The sequence below is a fragment of the Achromobacter spanius genome (assembly GCF_002966795.1).
In the GTDB taxonomy this organism is placed as follows: domain Bacteria; phylum Pseudomonadota; class Gammaproteobacteria; order Burkholderiales; family Burkholderiaceae_B; genus Achromobacter; species Achromobacter spanius_D.
Genome location: NZ_CP023270.1, coordinates 5,946,560 through 5,965,716, shown reverse-complemented (window position 1 = coordinate 5,965,716; position 19,157 = coordinate 5,946,560). Strand labels below are relative to the sequence as shown.

The following is a 19,157-nucleotide window of genomic DNA, read 5'->3' as shown; positions in this document are numbered from 1 at the left end:
GTGCGCGGCCGGATAGACCCCCATGAAGCGCGTCCTGGCCACCCTGTACATCTTGGGCCTCACCATGGTGATGTTCGCCCTCACCATGCTGATCCCGCTGTTCATCGCCTATGTGGGCGGCGACGCGGCGCGCGACGCCTTCCGCGATGGATTCCTGATTTCGGTCGGGATCGGCGGCGGCCTGGCCGCGCTGACCCGGCGCAACCGCAGCGAACTGCGTGCGCGCGACGGCTTCGTGCTGGTGTCGGCGGTGTGGGCCGGCCTGCCGCTGCTGGCGGCCATTCCGCTGTTGCTGTACTTCCATGGCGCCGGGCTGCCGTTGTCATTCACGGGGGCCTATTTCGAGGCGATGTCCGGGCTGACCACCACCGGCGCCACGGTCCTGACCAACCTGGACACCTTGCCGCCGTCGATCAATCTGTGGCGCGCTACGCTGATCTGGATCGGCGGCATGGGCATCCTGGTGCTGGCCGTCGCGATTCTTCCGCTGCTGGGCGTCGGCGGACACCAGGTGGTTCGGGCCGAGACTCCGGGGCCCATGAAAGACGAGCGGCTGACGCCCCGCATCGCCAGCACGGCCAAGGCCCTGTACGCGGTCTATTTCGTGTTCTCCATCCTCTGTTTCCTGGCGTACCGGCTGGCGGGGCTGTCCTGGTTCGAGGCCTGGTGCCACATGGCCACCACGATGGGGCTGGGCGGCTTTTCCACCTGGGACGACGGCTTCGCGCACTTTGATTCCGTCGCGGTCGAAATGGTGGCGATGGTGTTCATGCTGATCGCCGGGATCAACTTCGCCACGCACTTCAATGCCTTCCGCCAGCGCAGCCCGCGCGCCTACTGGCGCTGTCCGGAGGCCATTCCGTACCTGGTCGTCGTGCTGGGGGTCGGGCTGGTCATCTCGGTGTACCTGTTCATCAAGGACGTCTATACCGATCCGCTGGAAGCGCTGCGCTACGGGATGTTCAACACCATATCCATGGCCACCACCACCGGCTATGCCAATACCGACTTCGCGCAGTGGCCGCTGTTTGCGCCGCTGACGATGCTGCTGCTGTCGGGCTTTGCGACGTCGGCCGGGTCGACGGGGGGCGGGATCAAGATGATCCGCGCCATCCTGCTGATCAAGCAGGCCCGCAACGAGCTGGTCACCATGTTGCACCCGCATGCCGTCAGCCCGGTCCGGATCAATGGCAGGGCGGTGGAGACGCGCACGATGTCTTCCGTGCTGGCCTTCATGCTGTTCTACGGCATGTCCATCGCGGTGTTCACCAGCCTGCTGCTGCTGTCGGGCCTGGACCCCATTACCGCGTTCTCGGCCGTGTTCGCCAGCGTGAACAACACGGGGCCCGGTCTGGGGCCGGTGGGTCCCATGGGCACCTTTGCGGTGCTGTCGGACTTCCAGATCTGGGTCTGCACGTTTGCCATGCTGATCGGCCGCCTGGAGCTGCTGACGGTGCTGGTGCTCTTCACGCCGATCTTCTGGCGCAAATAGGCGCCGAAAAGGCGTCTTTTCATAAGGGATAACCCTAATTCGGGTTATCCCATCCCCCTTCGAAATCCCCGCCAGCGCTGGCTTTCAGCCGCACGTGCGCCCGCGACCCGCGTCAATCCTGTGTTGTGAGCGCTTGCTCACTTTCTCTCAGAGGGCAAAACCGGATGATTCGCGATGTTGCACACAAATGTCACGATTTTCAATCGTTTTGCCACAAACCTGCGGCTATCATGCGTTCACAAGCCGCCGTCTAGTGCCCCCCGGGAAGTTGCCGGGCTTCAAGGTCGAACGGCGCGTACCCTCATCAAACATTCAAAGGAGTCCGAGATGGAACAAATCCCGTTCATTTCGTCGGCCCCCAACACCCTGGGCATCGAACTTGAGTTGCAACTGATCGACCCCCGCAGTTTTGACCTTGCTGCAGCCTCTGACGAACTGTTGGCCCAGATGGCCAATCATCCTATTGCCGACCGCGTCAAACCCGAAATCACGCGGTCAATGATCGAACTGAATTCCTCGGTGCACGATCACCCCATGGGCCTCTTGGCCGAAATGCGCGAGATGCGCGACGCCCTGGTCGAAGCGGCCGATGCGGTCGGCGTGTCGGTGGCGGGCGGCGGCGCCCATCCCTTCATGCGCTGGCAGGAACGCTCCATCTCGGATACCCCACGCTTCCAGTACCTGGCCGAAATGTACGGTTACCTGGCGCGTCAATTTACGGTGTTCGGCCAACACATCCATCTGGGCGTGAAAAGCGGCGACGACTCCATCAAGCTCTTGCGGCGTCTGTCGCCCTACGTGCCGCATTTCATCGCGCTGACGGCTTCCTCGCCCTACTGCGAGGGGGTGGACACCTTGTTCTCGTGCTCGCGCCTGAACGCCGTCAACAGCTTCCCGCTGGCGGGTCACATGCCGGCCGAGGTCAAGGACTGGTACCAGTTCGAGGCCCACCTGTCCCAGCTGCGCGCCTTCGGCCTGGCCGAAAGCATCAAGGACCTGTACTGGGATATCCGTCCCAAGCCCGAATTCGGCACGGTAGAGATCCGCGTGTGCGACACGCCGCTGACGGTGGAGCGCGCGTGCCAGGTGGCCGCGTTTGCCCAGGCGCTGGCCGTGTTGCTGATGCGCGAGGAAGACCCCAGCGACAACGCCTGGCTGTCCTATCGCAGCAATCACTTCCAGGCCTGCCGTTTTGGCCTGCAGGGCAGCTACGTCACGCCCGACGGGCAGCGCGTGCGCCTGATCGACCACATGCGCGCGCTGTTCCAGCGTCTGATGCCGGTGGCCGAGGAACTGGGCACGGGCGACATGATCGCCGCCCTGCGCGACGACGCCATGCGCGCCGGCAACGACGCCCGCTGGCTGCGCAGCCAGTACCATCGCCTGCGCGATCTGCCGCTGGTGGTGGAGGCCATGTCGAACGCCTGGCGCGGCACGGCGGCGCCCGTTGCGCCGCCGGCAGAGCCGACCGCGGTGCTTCGCCGCCGCATCCGGGCAACATCCGAACCCATGCAGGGTCTGTCGGCGTCCGAGCCGGGCGTCACCGTTCCGGAACGCCTGCACTAAGCCGGGCGGCTGCGGGACTTCCCGATCAGGGGGTTCCGCGCTGCCGGCCGCCGATCGCGCTGATGGACAGACGGGTTTCGCCCGCCACGGTCCGATGCGCGGCGGCGCGCCAGGCGTGGCCGTAGGCCACTTCGATACTCAAGACAATCAGGCCGTCCGCGTTGCGTTGCGCTTCCAGCGCCGCGCACAGGCGGTCGCGCCAATCGCGGCCCACCAGCCCGCCACGGCGTCCTTCGGCCGGGTTGCCGCCCAGCGCGCGCACGTCCTGCAACAGCTTTTCCGGGCTGCGGTAGGTCAGCGTCAGGATCTCCTGGTCCATGACCGGATCCGCAAAGCCGTTTTCCACCAGCAGGTCGCCGAAGTCGTGCATGTCCACGAAGGACGGCGTGGCCGTGCGCAGGCCGGCGTCTACCAGCGCCTGCCGCAGTTCGCGCAGCGTGGCCGGCCCCAGACAGGAAAACATCGCCAGGCCGCCCACTTTCAGGATGCGGCGCCATTCGGCCAGCACGGCGTGCGGTTCGCGGTGCCAGTGCATGGCCATGTTCGACCACACGAGTTCCAGCGATTCGGGCGGCAGGCCCGTGTTGGCCAGATCCGCGTTCACAAACGCGGGGGCGGCCGGGCCGCGGCGCGCCAGCTTGCCGATCCAGGCCGACAGCCCGCCCGGCGCGTGGCGCTTGCGCGCCTCGCCGAGCAGCGGCTCGCAGTTGTCCAGGCCGGTGTAGGCCGCCTCGGGATACCGTTCGCGCAGCAGCGGCAGGTTCTCGCCCGCGCCGCAACCGGCGTCCAGCATGGCTTGCGGTTGCACGCGGATGTATTGCAGGCGGCCAAGCATGCGCCGCGCGACTTCCCCATAGAGGAACTGGGCGTCGGCCAGGTCGCCTCGGCGGGCGAACTGGCGCGGCACGTCGGCGCTGACGAGGGGCAGGGAGGGGGGCGTTGCGGTTTCTGGCAGGGACATTTCGGTCGCGCTCGCGGGATCACCCGGGGCGGAGCATGGTTTGATCAGGGATGGCTCACATTATTGCCCATCCCGGCGGCAGGTTCCGATTGTCCCTACGCGACATGGGGCGACGGCTGCTGTCGGGCCTGGGTTGCGATTGTCCGTTGTGCGGCGCGCGGGTCGCGGGCGCGCGGCTGTGCGCGGGGTGTCAGGCCGACATCCTGGCCGGGCCGGAGGGGGCTTTCGCAAGGTGTCCGCGCTGCGCGTTGCGCCTTCAAGCCGGCGGACAGCATTGCGCGGCTTGCCTGGCGGATCCGCAGTCCTTCAGCCGCACTGTCGCGGCGTTTGATTACGCGCCGCCTGGCGACGCGCTGGTCCTGATGCTCAAGACGCAGTTGCGGCTCAGCATGGCGCCGGTGCTGGCGCGAATGATGGCGCAGGCGCTGCGGGAGGCCACGGGCGGGGCGGATTCCGTCCTGCCGCCCGACGTGGTCCTGGTCCCTATCCCTGCCAGCCGCGCCTCGCTGCGTCAGCGGGGCATGAACCCGGCGGCCGAGATCGCGCGCAGCCTGGCCGCCGAACTGGCGCTGCCGGCGCCGCGTCTCCTGCTCGCACGGCGGCGAGAAGCGCCCCGGCAGTCCACGCTCGGCCGGCGTGCGCGGCAGCGGGGGGCGGCGGGCCTGTTTGTGTGCATAGGCCCGGTTCGCGGGCGGCATGTGGCGGTGGTGGACGACGTCATGACCACCGGCAGCACCGTCGGCGCCGCCGCGGCGGCTTTGATGGCGGCGGGCGCGGCCAGCGTGACGGTGCTGGTGGCGGCGCGCACGCCATGAGCTTGTGTGCATCGCCGTTCCAGACCCCGCCGCCAAATCGGCGACAATCACGCTCGCGCGGCCGCTTCCAGGCCGCGGACCTTTCCCCCTTTGCGCGCGCCATGTTCCACGTCATTCTCGTCTGCCCGGAGATCCCTCCCAACACCGGCAACGCCATCCGGCTGTGCGCCAATACCGGCGCGCAACTGCATTTGGTGCGTCCCCTGGGTTTCGAGCTGGATGACGCCCGCATGCGGCGCGCGGGGCTGGACTATCACGAGTGGCAGCCCGTGCGCGTGCACGACACGCTGCAAGAGGCGCTGGACGACACGGGCGCGGTCGCCTCCAGCATCTATGCGCTGACCACGCACGCGCAGCGCAGCGTGGCCGATGTCAGTTTCAAGCCGGGCGATGTGTTCGTGTTTGGCCGCGAAAGCGCCGGCCTGTCGGACGAGCATCAGGCGATGTTTCCGCCCCAGCAGCGGCTGCGGCTGCCGATGCGCACCGGCCAGCGCAGTCTGAATCTGTCGAACGCCGTGGCGGTCACGGTGTTCGAGGCCTGGCGCCAGCAGGGTTACGAAGGGGGCGCGTAGGCGCCGCCCCTCGGTCTGAAGATCAGTCCAGCGACAGCTTCAGCTTGTCGATCACCTGGTCCCAGCGCGCCTTCTCGTTCTTGATGCGGTTGGTCAGGGCTTCCGGCGTGGACGGGGCCGGCGTGAAGTATTGCAGCGCCAGCTGCTTGCGCACGGCCTCGCTGTTGATGATGCGCGCCAGTTCGCTGTTGAGCCGTTCGACGATCGGCGTGGGCGTGCCGGCCGGCGCCAGGATCGCGTTCCACGAGATGGCTTCGAAGTCCGGATAGCCCTGCGAGGCCATGGTGGGCACGCCGGGCAGCGCGTCGCTGGGCTGCAGGCTGGTTACGGCCAGCAGCTTGACCTTGCCATCTCGCGCCTGCGGCACGGCGATCGCCGGCACCATGAAGCCGGCCTGCACGTCGCCGCCGATGATGGCGGTGATGACCTGCGGAAAGCCGGAGTACGGGATGTGGGCCAGGTCCACGCCCGCGCGTTCCTTGAACATCTCCATGGCCAGGTGGGCCGAGCTGCCCGGGCCGACCGATCCGTAATTCAGCGAGTTGCCGCGGCCCTTGACCAGCTTGACGAAGTCCTGGACGTTGTCGACCTTGAGACTTCCCGGCACGACCAGCACGTTGGGGCTGGTGCCGACCAGCGATACCGGCTCCAGGTCGGTCAGCGGGTCGTAGCCCAGCGTCTTCTTATAGAGCGTGGGCGCTGTGACCAGCGGGCCGTTGATCGTGTAGAGCAGCGTGTAGCCGTCGGGCTTGGCCTGCGACACCATGCGCGTGCCGATGTTGCCGCCGGCGCCCGGCTTGTTGTCGATCACGATGGGCTGGCCCAGGGCCTGGGACAGCGGCTCGGAAACCGTGCGCGCCAGGATGTCGGGCGACGAGCCGGGCGGGAAGGGCACGACCATGTGGATCGGGCGCTCGGGCCAGTCGGCGTGGGCGGCAGCGGGCAGGATGGCGGCCAGGCTCAGGCAAAGGCCACGCAGCAGCGGGCCGACCCGGAACTTGCGGGTTTGCGTCATGAAGGATGTCTCCTCGGGGTAGTTGTCGTGTCAGCCCAGCCCTTCAGAGCGCGCATCCCGCGCCAGCAGGGCCGAGACGGCGGTCATGGGTGCGACGCCTTCGAACAGCACGGCGCACACGGCTTCGGTGATCGGCAATTCGACATTGATGGCGCGGGCGCGGTCCAGCGCCGCACGGGCGCAGCGCACGCCTTCGGCCGTGATGCCGCTGGCCAGGATGTCGGCCAGCTTGCGGCCCGCGCCGATCTCCAGGCCCACGCGCCGGTTGCGCGACAGCTCGCCGGTGGCCGTCAGCACCAGATCGCCCAGGCCGGTCAGCCCGGCGAAGGTCTCGGCCTGCGCGCCCAGCGCGACGCCAAAACGGGTCATCTCGGCCAGGCCGCGGGTAATCAGGGCCGCGCGGGCATTGGTGCCCAGCGCAAGGCCGTCGCCGATGCCGCATGCCACCGCAATGACGTTCTTCAATGCGCCGCCGACCTCGACGCCGACCAGATCGGTGCTGGCGTAAACGCGCAGCGCCGCGCCATGGAAGGCGGCGGTGGTGGCTTCGCGCAGGGCGGGGCTGGTGCTGGCGACCGTCAAGGCGACGGGCAAGCCTTGCGCGACTTCGCGCGCGAACGAGGGGCCCGACAAGGCGCCGCCGGTCGCGCCGGGCAGAGCCTCGCGCATGATTTCGTGGGGCAGTCTGGCCGTGTCGGCCTCAAAACCCTTGCACGTCCAGACGATGGGCGTGTCTTGCAGACCCAGTGCGGGCAGCCGTTGCGACAGCGCCTCGCAGATGGACGTGAGACCCGCGACGGGCACGCCCAGCACGATCAGGCGGCGCGCGGCGTCGTCCTGCAAGGTGCGCAGCGTGGCGTCCAGGTCAGCGGAATATTGCAGCGTCTTGGGCAGAGAAATGCCCGGCAGATAGCGGGCATTTTCGTGGGTGGCGGCCATGGCGGCCGCTTGCGCGGCTTCGCGCGCCCAGAGCTGGGTGGGGTGGCGGCGGCTGGCGGCCGCCGCCAGGGCGGTGCCCCAACTGCCCGCTCCCAGGACGGCGACGCGCAGGCGCGGCTCGGCGGGTTGGTTCATGGGGCGCCGCGGGGTGCTTACTGGCGGGTGGCGCCGGGGGGCAGGATGATGCCCGATTCGGCGCCGTTGGCGCCGGCGGCCTGCTGCTGTTGCAGTTCGGCGATGCGCTGCTCGTACAGGGCCTGGAAGTTGACTTCGGTCAGGTGCAGCGGCGGCATCGAGGTGCGGGTGATCGCGTCGGCGACGTTGGCGCGCAGGTACGGGTACAGCATCGTGGGGCAGACAATGCCCAGCAGCGGATCAAGTTGCTCTTCGGGGATGTTGGCCGCTTCGAAGATGCCGGCTTGCGTGCCTTCAACCAGGTACACGACCTTGTCGTTGATGCGCGTGGTGACGGTGACGGTGACCGTGGTTTCGAACACGGTTTCGGCCAGGCGCTGGCCGCCCACGGTGATGCTCACTTCGACCTGGGGCGCTTCCTGCTCCAGGAACACGTGAGGCGCGTTCGGCATTTCCAGCGAAAGGTCTTTCAGGTAGACGCGCTGCAGATTGAACGAGGGCGCGTCGTTGCCGCCTTCTTGCTGGGTGTTTTGGTCTTGATCAGCCATGAGTGTTTCCGTTGGTGGGAGAGGCAAAAAGGGGCGATTAGCCGTTCAGCAAGGGGGTGAGTCCACCCGAGCGGTCCAGGGCCATCAGGTCGTCGCAACCGCCGACATGGGTATCGCCGATGAAGATCTGCGGGACGGTGCGCCGGCCGGTGCGTTCGATCATGACATCGCGCTGGGACGGTTCGCGGTCGATCTGGATGATTTCCAGGTCGGCCACGCCACGCTGCTCGAGCAGCGCCTTGGCGCGGGAGCAATAGGGGCAATAGTCCTTGCTGTACATGACGACTTTGTTCATAGGGCGCTCCTGTGGTTACAAGAATAGGTAGATGGGGGCAAGTCCCCCTGCTTCAACCCTTCTGGGTTACCGGCAGGCTGGCGGCCGACCAGGCACGCATGCCGCCTTCCAGCGGCACGACGTCGGTGAATCCCTGGGCGCGCAGCTTGGCGGCGGCGCGGGCCGACTCGCGGCCGTTGTCGCAAACCACCACGAGCGGCTTGTTCTTGGGCAGCGAGCTGGCCTTCTGCTCGATGTCGGCTGCCGGCACGTTTCGTGCCTGAGCGATGTGGCCGGCCTGGAATTGCTCGACGGGGCGCACGTCGACCCACACGGCATTGCGCTGGTTGACCATCTGGATGGCTTCAGTCGTGCTGATGGCGGACCCGGTCCGGCCCTTGCGCAGAGCGGGGATGATCAGCATCACGCCAGATACGACGGCGACGGCGACGATGAAAATGTTGTTTTTATCGAGCAAGAATTGCAAAAGGTCCACGAAGGCTTCCTGTAGTACGTCGGCGGGCGCTACGTCGGCTTGCGGGTTGGCAAGTCTTCCGGCCAGCCTGGTAGGGGCGAACCCTGATGCGACGCGTCCAGGACATGGACGCGGTGCGCCGGGGCAAAATCACGGGCAAAATCACTCAATTATAAAATGAGCGCATTCCTTAACCATCCTCCAACTTTAACCCGCCCGGCGGGCGCCCCAAACCATGCACAAACTCGTACTGATGCGCCACGGTGAAAGCCAGTGGAATCTTGAAAACCGTTTCACCGGCTGGACCGACGTCGACCTGACCGACACCGGCCGCGAACAGGCCCGCAAGGCGGGCGAATTGCTCAAGAAAGAAGGCTTTGCCTTCGACCTGGCTTACACGTCGGTGCTCAAGCGCGCCATCCGCACCCTGTGGATCGCCCTGGACGCCATGGACGCCATGTATACCCCGGTCGGCGTGAACTGGCGCCTGAACGAGCGCCACTACGGCGCCCTGCAAGGCCTGAACAAGTCCGAAACGGCCGCCAAGTACGGCGACGAGCAGGTCCTGATCTGGCGCCGCGCCTACGCCATCGCCCCGGAACCGCTGGACCTGGACGACGAGCGCCACCCGCGCTTTGACAGCCGCTACGCCAAGATCCCGGCCGACCAGCTGCCCGCCACCGAGTGCCTGAAGGACACCGTGGCCCGCGTGCTGCCGTTCTGGAACGACTCCATTGCCCCGGCCATCCGTTCCGGCCGCCAGGTGCTGATCGCCGCCCACGGCAACAGCCTGCGCGCCCTGATCAAGCATCTGGACAACGTGTCGGACGACGACATCGTCAACCTGAACATCCCGACCGGCCAGCCGCTCGTCTACGAACTGGATGATGACCTGCGTCCGATCCGCCACTATTATCTGGGCGATGCCGCCGAGATCGAGGCGGCCATGGCTGCGGTCGCGGCTCAGGGCAAGGCCAAGAAGGACTGATATCTCTATGCGTCGCACGGCGGGGTTGTTGTTGGCGGTCATGTTGGCCAGTGGGACGCTGCCTGCGCGCGCCGCGCCCAGTGACCTCGCCGGGCGTCAGTCCGACGCCGAAAAACAGCAGGCCGCCTTGCGCGACCGCATCGAGAGTCTGCAAAAGGACATCGACGACCGCGAGGCGGCCCGCAAAGAGGCCGCCGACGCGCTCAAGCAGTCGGAATCGTCGATCTCCCGCATCAACCTGCGCCTGAAGGAGCTGGCCGACGCCAACCGCAAGGCGACGGCCGATCTGGCGTCGCTGGAAAAGCAGATCACCGCGCAGGAGGCCGTGCTGGCCAAGCGCCGCGCCGAACTGGCCGACCAGCTGCGCACCCAATACACCAGCGGCCTGTCGCCCTGGACGGCGCTGCTTTCCGGCGACGATCCCCAGGTGCTGGGCCGCAATCTGGGCTACCTGGACTACGTGTCCCGTGCCCGGGCCGACGCCGTGAAGGCGCTGCGGGCCGACATCGACCGGCTGGCCGCCCTGCAGGCGCAGGCCGACGAACGCCGCGCCGAAATCGAAAAGGGGGTCGCCGAGACCTCCGAACAGAAGACCGCGCTGGTCGCCCAGCAGAAAGAGCGCGCCAGCCTGCTCGCCCAGCTTGAAGGCCAGATCGCCGCCCAGCGCGCCGAGGCCAACAAGCTCGGCCGCGACGACCAACGCCTGTCACGGCTGATCACCGATCTGGACGCGGCCATCGCCAAGCAGATCGAGGAAGCCCGCAAGGCCGAAGAGGCGCGCAAACGCGCCGAAGAAGCCCGCCGTGCCGAGGAAGCGCGGCGTGCGGCCGAGGAAGCCCGCCGCGCCGCCGACGAGGCCAAGAAGCGCGCCGAGGCCGAACGCCGGTCGCAGGACGCCCGCCGCAAGGCCGAGGCAGACCGCAAGGCCGCCGAGGACGGCGCGCGCCGCGATAGCGAAGCCCGTGAGGCCGCCCAGGCGCGCGAACAGGTCGAAGCGGCAGCCCAAAAGAACCGCGGCCCGGTGGCCGTGGCCGACCCGGACGCCGCCGGCCTGCGTCCCGCCGATCAGCGGCAGACGCGCATCGGCGGCCCGGCCGATACCCCGCCGCCCACAAAACCCGCGGATCCCCCCAAAAAGGCGGAACCAGTTGAGGAGCCCGCCACTCCAACGCGCAGCGCATCGGCCCAGCAGGCCGCCAAGGCGCCGCCCCTGGGCGGCGGCAACGGTCTGCGTCATGGCCTGACCATGCCGGTGCGCGGCCAGATTCAGGGCAGGTTCGGGGTGGATCGTCCGGACGGGGGCGTGTGGCGCGGCGTGGTGCTGCGCGCAGCCGAGGGAACACCCGTCAAGGTGGTGGCCCCCGGTACTGTGGTTTACGCCGATTGGCTGCGCGGCTTCGGCAACCTGATCATTGTGGATCATGGCCAGCAATACCTCACCGTCTATGCTTACAACCAAAGTCTGCTCAAACGGGTGGGCGATGCGGTGGCCGGCGGGGATACTATTGCTACCGTGGGCGCAACCGGCGGCCAAGTGGAATCCGGCCTATACTTTGAAATTCGCCATCGTGGCGCTCCAGTGGACCCGGCCCAATGGCTGGCGCAGTAGATGTGTCGGCTGGTGCAGCCGATTTGCTGGAATGCAATCGGCGTAAACGCTGTCGGTAAATGAATGTCGTTGGAAAAATACCGTTGGTAAATTACCAAACCCATCGGCGAAAACAAAATTCGGGAAGTGTGCATGGGCACTCGTAAGTTTCGCGGTTTCGGTCTGATTGCCATCGGTGCGGTGGCTGGTGTGTTGCTGAGTGTCGGCGTGACTGCGGTCGCCCAGCGCGGCAGCCCCCTGCCTCTGGACGAGCTCAGGCAACTGAGCAATGTCTTTGCCGCCATCAAGAACAACTACGTCGAGGCCGTCGACGACAAGACCCTGATCGACAATGCCATCTCCGGCATGGTGTCGAACCTGGATCCCCACTCCGCCTACCTGGATGCCGACGCGTTCCGCGAAATGCAGACCGCGACGCAAGGCGAGTTCGGTGGCCTGGGCATCGAGGTCGGCGCGGAAGACGGCTTCGTGAAGGTCATCTCGCCCATCGAAGACACGCCCGCGGCTCGCGCCGGCGTCATGGCGGGTGATCTCATCATCAAGATCGACGACACGCCCACCAAGGGCATGACCCTGAACGACGCGGTCAAGCTCATGCGTGGCGCGCCCAAGTCGCCCATCACCCTGACGATCATGCGCGCAGACCGCCCGCAGCCGATCGTCGTGAAGATCGTGCGCGACATCATCAAGGTGCGCAGCGTGCGCAGCAAGATGCTGGACAACGGCATCGCCTACGTGCGCGTTGCCCAGTTCCAGGAAAAGACCGGCGCCGACCTCGCCCGCCAGCTCAAGGAGCTGGGCGCGAAGGAACCGCCCAAGGGCCTGGTGCTGGACCTGCGCAATGACCCGGGTGGCCTGCTGACCAGCGCCATCGGCGTGTCCGGCGCGTTCCTGCCGCCCGATGCGCTCGTGGTGTCCACGGACGGCCGCACGCCGGACGCCCGCCACAAGTACCTGGCGACGCCTTCGGAATACGCCCGCGGCGAAAGCAACTACCTGTCCGGCCTGCCGGCCTGGACCAAGACGGTGCCGATGGTGGTGCTGGTGAACGTGGGTTCGGCCTCGGCCTCCGAGATCGTGGCCGGCGCGCTGCAGGACCACAAGCGCGCCAAGGTGCTGGGCAACCGTACGTTCGGCAAGGGCTCCGTGCAGGTGATCCTGCCGCTGTCCGAAACCACCGCGGTCAAGCTCACCACGTCGCGCTACTTCACGCCCAGCGGCCGTTCCATCCAGGCGACCGGCATCGAACCGGACTACGTCGTTGCCGATACGGCCGACGGCGACCTGTTCCGCCTGCCGCGCGAAGCCGACCTGCAACGTCACCTGTCCAACCAGCAGACCACCAACGAAATCAAGTCCAGCGCCGACCAGGACAACGTGGACCTGCCGGCCAAGGTGTTTGAATTCGGCGGCAAGGACGACTTCCAGCTCCAGCAGGCCCTGAACCTGCTGGCTGGCAAGCCGGTGCAAAAGGGCTCGGCCCGCGCCCAGGCCAAGGCTGACGCCAAGGCCGGCGGCGGAACGCCCCAGCGCATGAAGATCACGCCGACCGGAGTCGAGCCCAGCAAGGACAAATGAACGACGAGCAACTGCTGCGCTACGCCCGCCACATCCTGCTGGACGAACTCGGGATCGAAGGGCAGGAAAAACTGCTGGCGGCGCGTGTGCTCATCGTGGGGGCGGGCGGTTTGGGTTCGCCCGCCGCGCTCTACCTGGCCACCGCCGGCGTGGGCGACATCACGCTGGCCGACGACGATGTCGTCGAACTCAGCAACCTGCAGCGCCAGATCCTGCACACCACCGCAAGCGTCGGCCGGCCCAAGGCCGAGTCCGGCCGCGACATGCTGGGCGCCTTCAATCCGCAGACCCGCGTGCACGCCCGGGTCGAGCGCCTGAAGGACCAGGCCTTGTCCGATGCCGTCGCGCAGGCGGACCTGGTGCTGGACTGCACCGACAACTTCACCACCCGCCACGCCATCAACCGCGCCTGCGTGCAGCACCGCAAGCCGCTGGTGTCGGGCGCGGCCATCCGTTTCGACGGCCAGGTCAGCGTCTATGACCTGCGCGACGACAACGCGCCGTGCTACCACTGCCTGTTTCCCGAAGCCGACGACGTCGAGGAAGCCAACTGCGCCACCATGGGCGTCTTCGCGCCGGTGGTCGGCATCATTGGCAGCATGCAGGCCGCCGAAGCCCTGAAATTGCTGTCCGGCGTGGGCGAAAGTCTGTCCGGCCGCTTGCTCTGGCTGGACGTTCGCACCATGCAATGGCGCAGCGTCAACGTGCAGCGTGACCCCGAATGCACGGTCTGCGGCCACCGTGGGCACGCATGAATTCGACCCGCATTGCACCCAAGAACAATACTAAAGGTTTCAAATACCTGCTATAACGCCAGCCAGCCTACTGATTTCGGGTAGAGGGGCATGGACATGACGGCGTGGAAACAGGACTGAAGTTCAGCCTGCCCAAGTGGCGGCTGACACGTTGGCTGACGCATTCCGGGCATGACACGCCGGCGGATATCCGCGCGGCGCTCATCGCCAGTCTGTTCGGCACGCTTCCCATTTTTGCCGGCGGGGTCATCAACACGCTGATGATCTCGGGCGTCGTCGCGTGGCGACGGCCCGAACCGCTATATATCTCGTGGCTGATCCTGGAGGTCGTGCTTGCGCTGGTGCGCGTCGTCATCCTGCGATCCGCGCTGCGCGCGGCCCCAAAGGGCGGCAACACCCACACCGACCTCTATATCCTGCTGGCGCTGTTCTGGGCGTTCAGCGTGGGCTATGGCGTCTTCATCACCTTCCTGAACGGCGACTGGCTCGCTGCGACACTGGCGGGCGTGTCCTGCGGCGCCATGGCCGGCGGGATCTGCTTCCGGAACTACGGCGCGCCCCGGCTGGTGGGCGCCATGATCTTCCTGAGTCTTGGCCCCATGTGCCTGGGCGCGCTCTTTACCGGCGAATGGGTCATGGCGATCGTCTTCATCCAGATCCCGTTCTATCTGATCAGCATGGTCATTGCCTCGCACCGGCTCAACCGCATCCTGGTGTCCACGATGCTGGCCGAGCGCGACAGCGACCGCCGCGCCAGCGAAGACGCGCTGACCGGCCTGGCCAACCGCGCCGGCCTGCAGGCCGCGCTGGAACGCGTGTGCTCCAGCGCCCGCGGCCATGACAGCGCCGCGGCGCTGCTTTACATGGACATGGACGACTTCAAGCGCATCAACGACACGCACGGCCATGCCGGCGGCGATCAGGTGCTCAAGACCATCGCGGACCGCATGCGGGCCATGCTCCGGGTCGACGACGTCGCCGCGCGCATCGGCGGCGACGAATTCATCGTGCTGGTCACCGGCATCGACGCCACGGCCGCGCTCCGGCTGGGCGAACACCTGCTGCGCGACGTGTCCCAGCCCATCACGCTGACCGACGGCAACCGCGTCTGCGTGGGCCTTTCCATCGGCATTTCGATCATGTCCGGCGCCAACCGCACCCCGCAAGGCGCCCTGGACTCCGCCGACGCCGCACTGTATCGCGCCAAGGCGCAGGGCGGGCGCTGCTGCGTGGTGGATCAGGGCGAGCAAGTCGCGGAAAGCGAAGGATTGCAGAGCGCGTCAGTCGCGGCTTGATGGAACGGCGCGATTGTCCGAATGGGTCCGAATCTGGCGAAAAGTTATCAGATAACCTGAAAAATCTGTCTATAATCCGCCCATGTTGACCAAGAGCCTCACCCTCACCGAGCAGGTCGCCCGGCAGCTCGCCAGCGACATCGCGGATGGCGTCCATGCCGTCGGCGCCAAGCTGCCGTCCGGCCGCGTGCTGGCCGAGCAGTACGGCGTCAGCGCCGCCGTCATCCGTGAAGCCACGGAGCGCCTGCGCGCCCAAGGGCTGATCCAGAGCCGGCAGGGTTCGGGCAGCACCGTCGTCTCGCGCACCGGGGCGCAAGGCTTTCAGGTGTCCACCGGCATCGCGGTCGACCGCAAGAAGCTCGCCAGCGTCTACGAACTGCGCATGGAACTCGAAGGCGGCGCGGCCGCGCTGGCGGCTGTCCGCAGCACGCCGGAGGACCTGGACGCCATGGAAGCGGCGCTGGCCACGCTTCAAGCCCATCTCGACCACCCCGAGGCCGGCGTCGAACACGACATCGCTTTTCACGTCGCCATCGCGACCGCCACGCACAACAGCTACTACCAGGACCTGCTGCAATACCTGAACCTGCAGCTGCGCCTGGCGGTCAGCACCGCCCGATCCAACAGCCGCCTGCAGGAAGGGCTGACCGCCGCCGTGCACCAGGAACACGTCGCCGTGTTCGACGCCATCCGCGGGCGCGATCCCGACCGCGCCCGCCAGGCCGCCATCCGCCACCTGCAGCAAGCCGCCGGCCGCCTGCAACTCGATCTTCTCTCTCCCGCCGCATCCCACACCTCATGAGCGCATCCGACTTTTCTCAACGGCTGGTCCAAGCCCTGGGCCCCGACACCGTCTTCACCGACCCGGCGGACATCGCGCCGTGGCTGTCCGACTGGCGCGGCCTGTACAACGGCCACGCCCAGGCCGTCGTCCGCCCGCGCACGACGGCCGAGGTCGCCACGTGCCTTGCCCTGTGCCAGGAAGCCGGCGTGCCGGTCGTGCCGCGCGGCGGCAACACCGGCCTGTGCGGCGGCGCCACGCCCGACGGCGGAGCCAATAACGTCGTCATCAGCCTGGACCGCATGAATGCCGTGCGCGCCATCGACACCGTGGCCAACACCATGGTTGCCGAGGCCGGCGCCATCCTCGGCAACCTGCGCCGCGCCGCCCAGGACGCCGGCCGCCTGCTGCCGCTCAGCCTGGCCGCCGAAGACTCCAGTCAGATCGGCGGCAACGTCGCCACCAACGCCGGCGGCGTGAACGTGGTGCGCTACGGTATGGCGCGGGAACTGGTCCTGGGCCTGGAAGCGGTGCTGCCCACCGGCGAAATCTTCCACGGCCTGCGCACCCTGCGCAAAGACAACACCGGCTACGACCTCAAGCAACTGCTCATCGGCTCCGAAGGCACGCTGGGCATCATCACCGCCGTCGCCCTGCGCCTGTACCCGCGCACCGACGTGCGCTCGGTCGTGCTGGCCGCCGTCGAATCCCCGGCGCAGGCGCTGCAACTCTTCGAGATCCTGTTCGAACAATGCGGCGCGCGCCTGCAGGCGTTTGAATTTTTCACCGGCGATTGCCTGGATCTGGTGCTCACGCACGCCGAGGGCGTGCAGGAACCGTTCGAGCAGCGCTACCCGGCCTATGTGCTGGTGGAGCTGGCCGACACGACCGACGAGGCCGCGCTGAACACGCTGCTCGAAAACGTCATCGGCACGGCACTCGAACGTGGCCTGTGCCTGGACGCCGCCGTCTCGGCCTCGCTGGCACAGTTGCAGACGCTCTGGAAACTGCGCGAGGAAATCTCCGAAGCCCAACGCGCCGACGGCCCGCACCTGAAGCACGACGTGTCGCTGCCGATCGAACGCATCCCCGACTTCATGCAGACCGCCGAAGCCCGCGTACGCGCTCTTTACCCCGACATCCGCCCCTTCATCTTCGGCCACTTCGGCGACGGTAACCTGCACTACAACCTGTCCCGCCCGGCAGGCGCCGACCGCAACTGGGTGGCCGAACATGGGGCGGCGATCACGGACGCGGTGTTGGATGAAGTGAATCGTTATGGCGGGAGTATTTCTGCCGAGCATGGGATCGGGCAGTTGAAGCGGGAGCATTTCTTGCATAGCAAGGATGCAGTGGAGTTACGGTTGATGCGGGAGATCAAGAAGGTGATGGATCCTGCGGGGATTATGAATCCTGGGAAGTTGTTGTAGTCGTTGGCGGTTTTCGTGCGTTGCGTGAGGGGTTTGTAGGCCGCATCAGATCTTCGTAGGTCGCCCGACGCCGCGGTCACCGTGGGCACGATCGCCCACGATTGCGGTCCGGAGCCTTCGCTCCGGACTGCCCCTTCGTCATCTTCGTCCAGGCCTTCGGCCTTCCCTTCAGATTCCCTCGGGCGCATCGACGGCGCTCGCACCCACGGTGACCGCGACGCCGTGCTGCTAGGGTCTTTGGTATGTGGCGCTACAAGACCTGTGTTCAGGGCAGGAGATCTGCGGGGCCGCCGGGTTGCTGCCGCCCGGGCGGCGGCAACCCAGCATCGGTTCCTTGGGACGTCGGGGCGGTGTGCGCTTGCGCGCTGGCGGGGATCGGTTTGCTAATGGTGCTCTCCGACGAGGGAGGGGCGGTGATGGGCGGCGCGCGTCGACGACCAGCCACAACCTGCCGACCCGTACGCGCGCCGCCCATCGGGCACTGGAGTTCAAGTGGCGATTGGTTCGACGCCGCTTGAATTTGGCGAGATCGTCTGCCGTTGCCGGTGTCTGACACCCTCGGGAGATGAACTCGGCATGACGTGAATCTCACCAGACATTATGGTCGCTCGTTAATCGGAAGGTGGCTCGTCTCCTGTATCGTGGATTGCGCTCTCCAGGAGAGCGCCGAGCCACATGCGGCGGGGCAAGCCAGCCGCAAACCGTATGGAGACGAGCCATGGACGAGCGTATCAAGTTTTTCGTTGGTCTGGATGTGCACGGTGACAGCATTGCGATGTCCGTGTGCGAGGCCGGGCGGGAGCCCGGCCGGTTTGTCAGCACGCTTACGCCAGACGTGCAGGCGTTGCTCAAGACCCTAAGCAAATATGGTGCCGCACGGCAGGTCAGCGTGGTCTATGAGGCTGGGCCGACGGGCTATGGGCTATATCGTGCGCTGAGCGATCGGGGCTATCGCTGCGAGATCATTGCGCCGTCATTGACCCCGCGTCGCCCGGGCGAGCGCATCAAGACGGACCGGCGCGACAGCTTGCGACTGGCCGAGCTGTCGCGGGCTGGGGAGCTCAAGGCCATCTGGGTGCCTGACCAGGCCCACGAGGCGCTGCGCAATCTCTGGCGGGCTCGCGAAGACGCCGTCAACCTGCGCCTGCAAGCGCGCCAGCAGCTCAAGGCATTTTTGCTGCGCCAAGGCCGGCGCTATCCCGGCAAGACATCCTGGAACAAGACGCACCAACGCTGGATTGCGGAGCAGCATTTTGACCATCCTGCCGATTACATCGCGCTAGCCGAGTATCAACTGGCCGTGCAAGCGGCTCAAGATCGCGTACAGCGTCTGACGACGGCGCTCGAGCACGCCATTGAAGGTTGGCGCCAGGAGCCGACCGTGGCTGCGCTCAGGGCGCTGCGTGGTATCGATACGGTCAGCGCAATCGGCTTAGTGTGCGAGATCGGCGACATCGCCCGCTTTGGTAGTGCTCGCCAGCTTATGGGTTACCTCGGGCTAGTGCCATCGGAGCATTCCAGTGGCAACAGCGTACGCCGGGGTTCGATTACCAAAACCGGTAACGCACACGCCCGGCGGCTTCTGACCGAAGCGGCCTGGAACTACCGCTTCCCGGCGCGCATGAGTCAAGCGCTGCGCGACCGAAGCGCGACACTTTCTCCCAGTATCCGCACCCACGCCTGGAAAGCTCAGGTGCGTTTGTGCTCCAGATTTGCACATCTATCGGCCCGAGGCGTGCAGGCGAATAAAGTCTGCGTAGCCGTGGCGCGGGAACTGACCGGCTTCATCTGGGCCATTGCGCGCCAATCGCTGCCCGACAACACACATCATCAATGACACTCATACCCGTGACACGAGGTGATGCGACACGAACTCGATAGGAAGAACCCTCACGACACCCTCAACAGAACCCTTTGGGGCAACCTGCG

18 protein-coding genes are annotated in these 19,157 nt (G+C 66.6%); 12 read left to right on the top strand and 6 right to left on the bottom strand.

The window, feature by feature from the left end; translation table 11 throughout:
- Positions 1 to 22 precede the first annotated feature (22 nt).
- Together CLM73_RS27030 and CLM73_RS27025 are read left to right on the top strand one after the other, a co-directional pair.
- Positions 23 to 1,492: a TrkH family potassium uptake protein gene (locus CLM73_RS27030; RefSeq protein WP_105241054.1), complete on the top strand. Its 1,470-nt coding sequence runs from the start codon at positions 23 to 25 to the stop codon at positions 1,490 to 1,492.
- A 327-nt stretch (positions 1,493 to 1,819) separates the two neighbouring features.
- Positions 1,820 to 3,058, top strand: a complete 1,239-nt coding sequence (locus CLM73_RS27025; RefSeq protein WP_105241053.1) for a YbdK family carboxylate-amine ligase — start codon at positions 1,820 to 1,822, stop codon at positions 3,056 to 3,058.
- Between the two features lie 25 nt (positions 3,059 to 3,083).
- On the opposite strand, the gene CLM73_RS27020 is transcribed toward CLM73_RS27025, so the two are convergent.
- Complete coding sequence (locus CLM73_RS27020) at positions 3,084 to 4,019, bottom strand: methyltransferase domain-containing protein (protein WP_105241052.1); 936 nt, start codon at positions 4,017 to 4,019, stop codon at positions 3,084 to 3,086.
- An 89-nt stretch (positions 4,020 to 4,108) separates the two neighbouring features.
- Here CLM73_RS27020 and CLM73_RS27015 point away from each other — a divergent pair, with 89 nt between their 5' ends.
- Positions 4,109 to 4,834 (top strand): ComF family protein, encoded by a 726-nt coding sequence (locus CLM73_RS27015; protein ID WP_418904927.1) that lies wholly within the window; start codon positions 4,109 to 4,111, stop codon positions 4,832 to 4,834.
- A 101-nt stretch (positions 4,835 to 4,935) separates the two neighbouring features.
- Positions 4,936 to 5,406 carry a tRNA (cytidine(34)-2'-O)-methyltransferase gene (locus CLM73_RS27010; RefSeq protein ID WP_056559971.1) on the top strand — a complete coding sequence of 157 codons (471 nt, stop codon included), beginning with the start codon at positions 4,936 to 4,938 and terminating at the stop codon, positions 5,404 to 5,406.
- A gap of 22 nt (positions 5,407 to 5,428) precedes the next feature.
- On the opposite strand, the gene CLM73_RS27005 is transcribed toward CLM73_RS27010, so the two are convergent.
- The 5 genes from CLM73_RS27005 to CLM73_RS26985 are packed head-to-tail and all read right to left on the bottom strand — an operon-like array spanning position 5,429 to position 8,813.
- Positions 5,429 to 6,421, bottom strand: coding sequence for a Bug family tripartite tricarboxylate transporter substrate binding protein (locus tag CLM73_RS27005; protein ID WP_105241050.1), 993 nt, complete (start codon positions 6,419 to 6,421; stop codon positions 5,429 to 5,431).
- Between the two features lie 30 nt (positions 6,422 to 6,451).
- Positions 6,452 to 7,495: an NAD(P)H-dependent glycerol-3-phosphate dehydrogenase gene (locus CLM73_RS27000; protein WP_105241049.1), complete on the bottom strand. Its 1,044-nt coding sequence runs from the start codon at positions 7,493 to 7,495 to the stop codon at positions 6,452 to 6,454.
- A gap of 17 nt (positions 7,496 to 7,512) precedes the next feature.
- On the bottom strand, positions 7,513 to 8,043 hold the full coding sequence (secB, locus tag CLM73_RS26995; RefSeq protein WP_056559965.1) for a protein-export chaperone SecB: 531 nt from the start codon (positions 8,041 to 8,043) through the stop codon (positions 7,513 to 7,515).
- 37 nt (positions 8,044 to 8,080) lie between these two features.
- The gene (gene grxC / locus CLM73_RS26990) at positions 8,081 to 8,338 is read right to left on the bottom strand and encodes a glutaredoxin 3 (protein WP_056559963.1); all 258 of its coding nucleotides are present in this window, start codon (positions 8,336 to 8,338) and stop codon (positions 8,081 to 8,083) included.
- Between the two features lie 52 nt (positions 8,339 to 8,390).
- Entirely contained in the window at positions 8,391 to 8,813 is a 423-nt protein-coding gene (locus tag CLM73_RS26985) for a rhodanese-like domain-containing protein (protein WP_199778211.1), read from the bottom strand.
- 214 nt (positions 8,814 to 9,027) lie between these two features.
- On the opposite strand from CLM73_RS26985, the gene gpmA reads away from it, so the two are divergent.
- The 8 genes from gpmA (at position 9,028) to CLM73_RS26945 (ending at position 19,065) form a co-directional block, all read left to right on the top strand.
- On the top strand, positions 9,028 to 9,780 hold the full coding sequence (gene gpmA / locus CLM73_RS26980) for a 2,3-diphosphoglycerate-dependent phosphoglycerate mutase (RefSeq protein ID WP_105241048.1): 753 nt from the start codon (positions 9,028 to 9,030) through the stop codon (positions 9,778 to 9,780).
- A gap of 7 nt (positions 9,781 to 9,787) precedes the next feature.
- A complete protein-coding gene (locus tag CLM73_RS26975; RefSeq protein WP_105241047.1) occupies positions 9,788 to 11,389 on the top strand; it encodes a murein hydrolase activator EnvC family protein in 1,602 nt (533 codons plus the stop codon).
- 132 nt (positions 11,390 to 11,521) lie between these two features.
- Positions 11,522 to 12,967 (top strand): S41 family peptidase, encoded by a 1,446-nt coding sequence (locus CLM73_RS26970; protein ID WP_056559956.1) that lies wholly within the window; start codon positions 11,522 to 11,524, stop codon positions 12,965 to 12,967.
- Positions 12,964 to 13,722: a HesA/MoeB/ThiF family protein gene (locus CLM73_RS26965; RefSeq protein WP_105241046.1), complete on the top strand. Its 759-nt coding sequence runs from the start codon at positions 12,964 to 12,966 to the stop codon at positions 13,720 to 13,722. Before CLM73_RS26970 ends, CLM73_RS26965 begins: the two co-directional genes overlap by 4 nt.
- A 104-nt stretch (positions 13,723 to 13,826) precedes the next feature.
- Positions 13,827 to 15,017 carry a sensor domain-containing diguanylate cyclase gene (locus CLM73_RS26960; protein ID WP_105241045.1) on the top strand — a complete coding sequence of 397 codons (1,191 nt, stop codon included), beginning with the start codon at positions 13,827 to 13,829 and terminating at the stop codon, positions 15,015 to 15,017.
- Between the two features lie 82 nt (positions 15,018 to 15,099).
- Positions 15,100 to 15,819 (top strand): FadR/GntR family transcriptional regulator, encoded by a 720-nt coding sequence (locus tag CLM73_RS26955; RefSeq protein WP_105241044.1) that lies wholly within the window; start codon positions 15,100 to 15,102, stop codon positions 15,817 to 15,819.
- Positions 15,816 to 17,228, top strand: coding sequence for an FAD-binding oxidoreductase (locus tag CLM73_RS26950; protein ID WP_105241043.1), 1,413 nt, complete (start codon positions 15,816 to 15,818; stop codon positions 17,226 to 17,228). Before CLM73_RS26955 ends, CLM73_RS26950 begins: the two co-directional genes overlap by 4 nt.
- 718 nt (positions 17,229 to 17,946) lie before the next feature.
- On the top strand, positions 17,947 to 19,065 hold the full coding sequence (locus CLM73_RS26945) for an IS110 family transposase (RefSeq protein ID WP_105237584.1): 1,119 nt from the start codon (positions 17,947 to 17,949) through the stop codon (positions 19,063 to 19,065).
- The last annotated feature ends 92 nt before the right edge of the window (positions 19,066 to 19,157 follow it).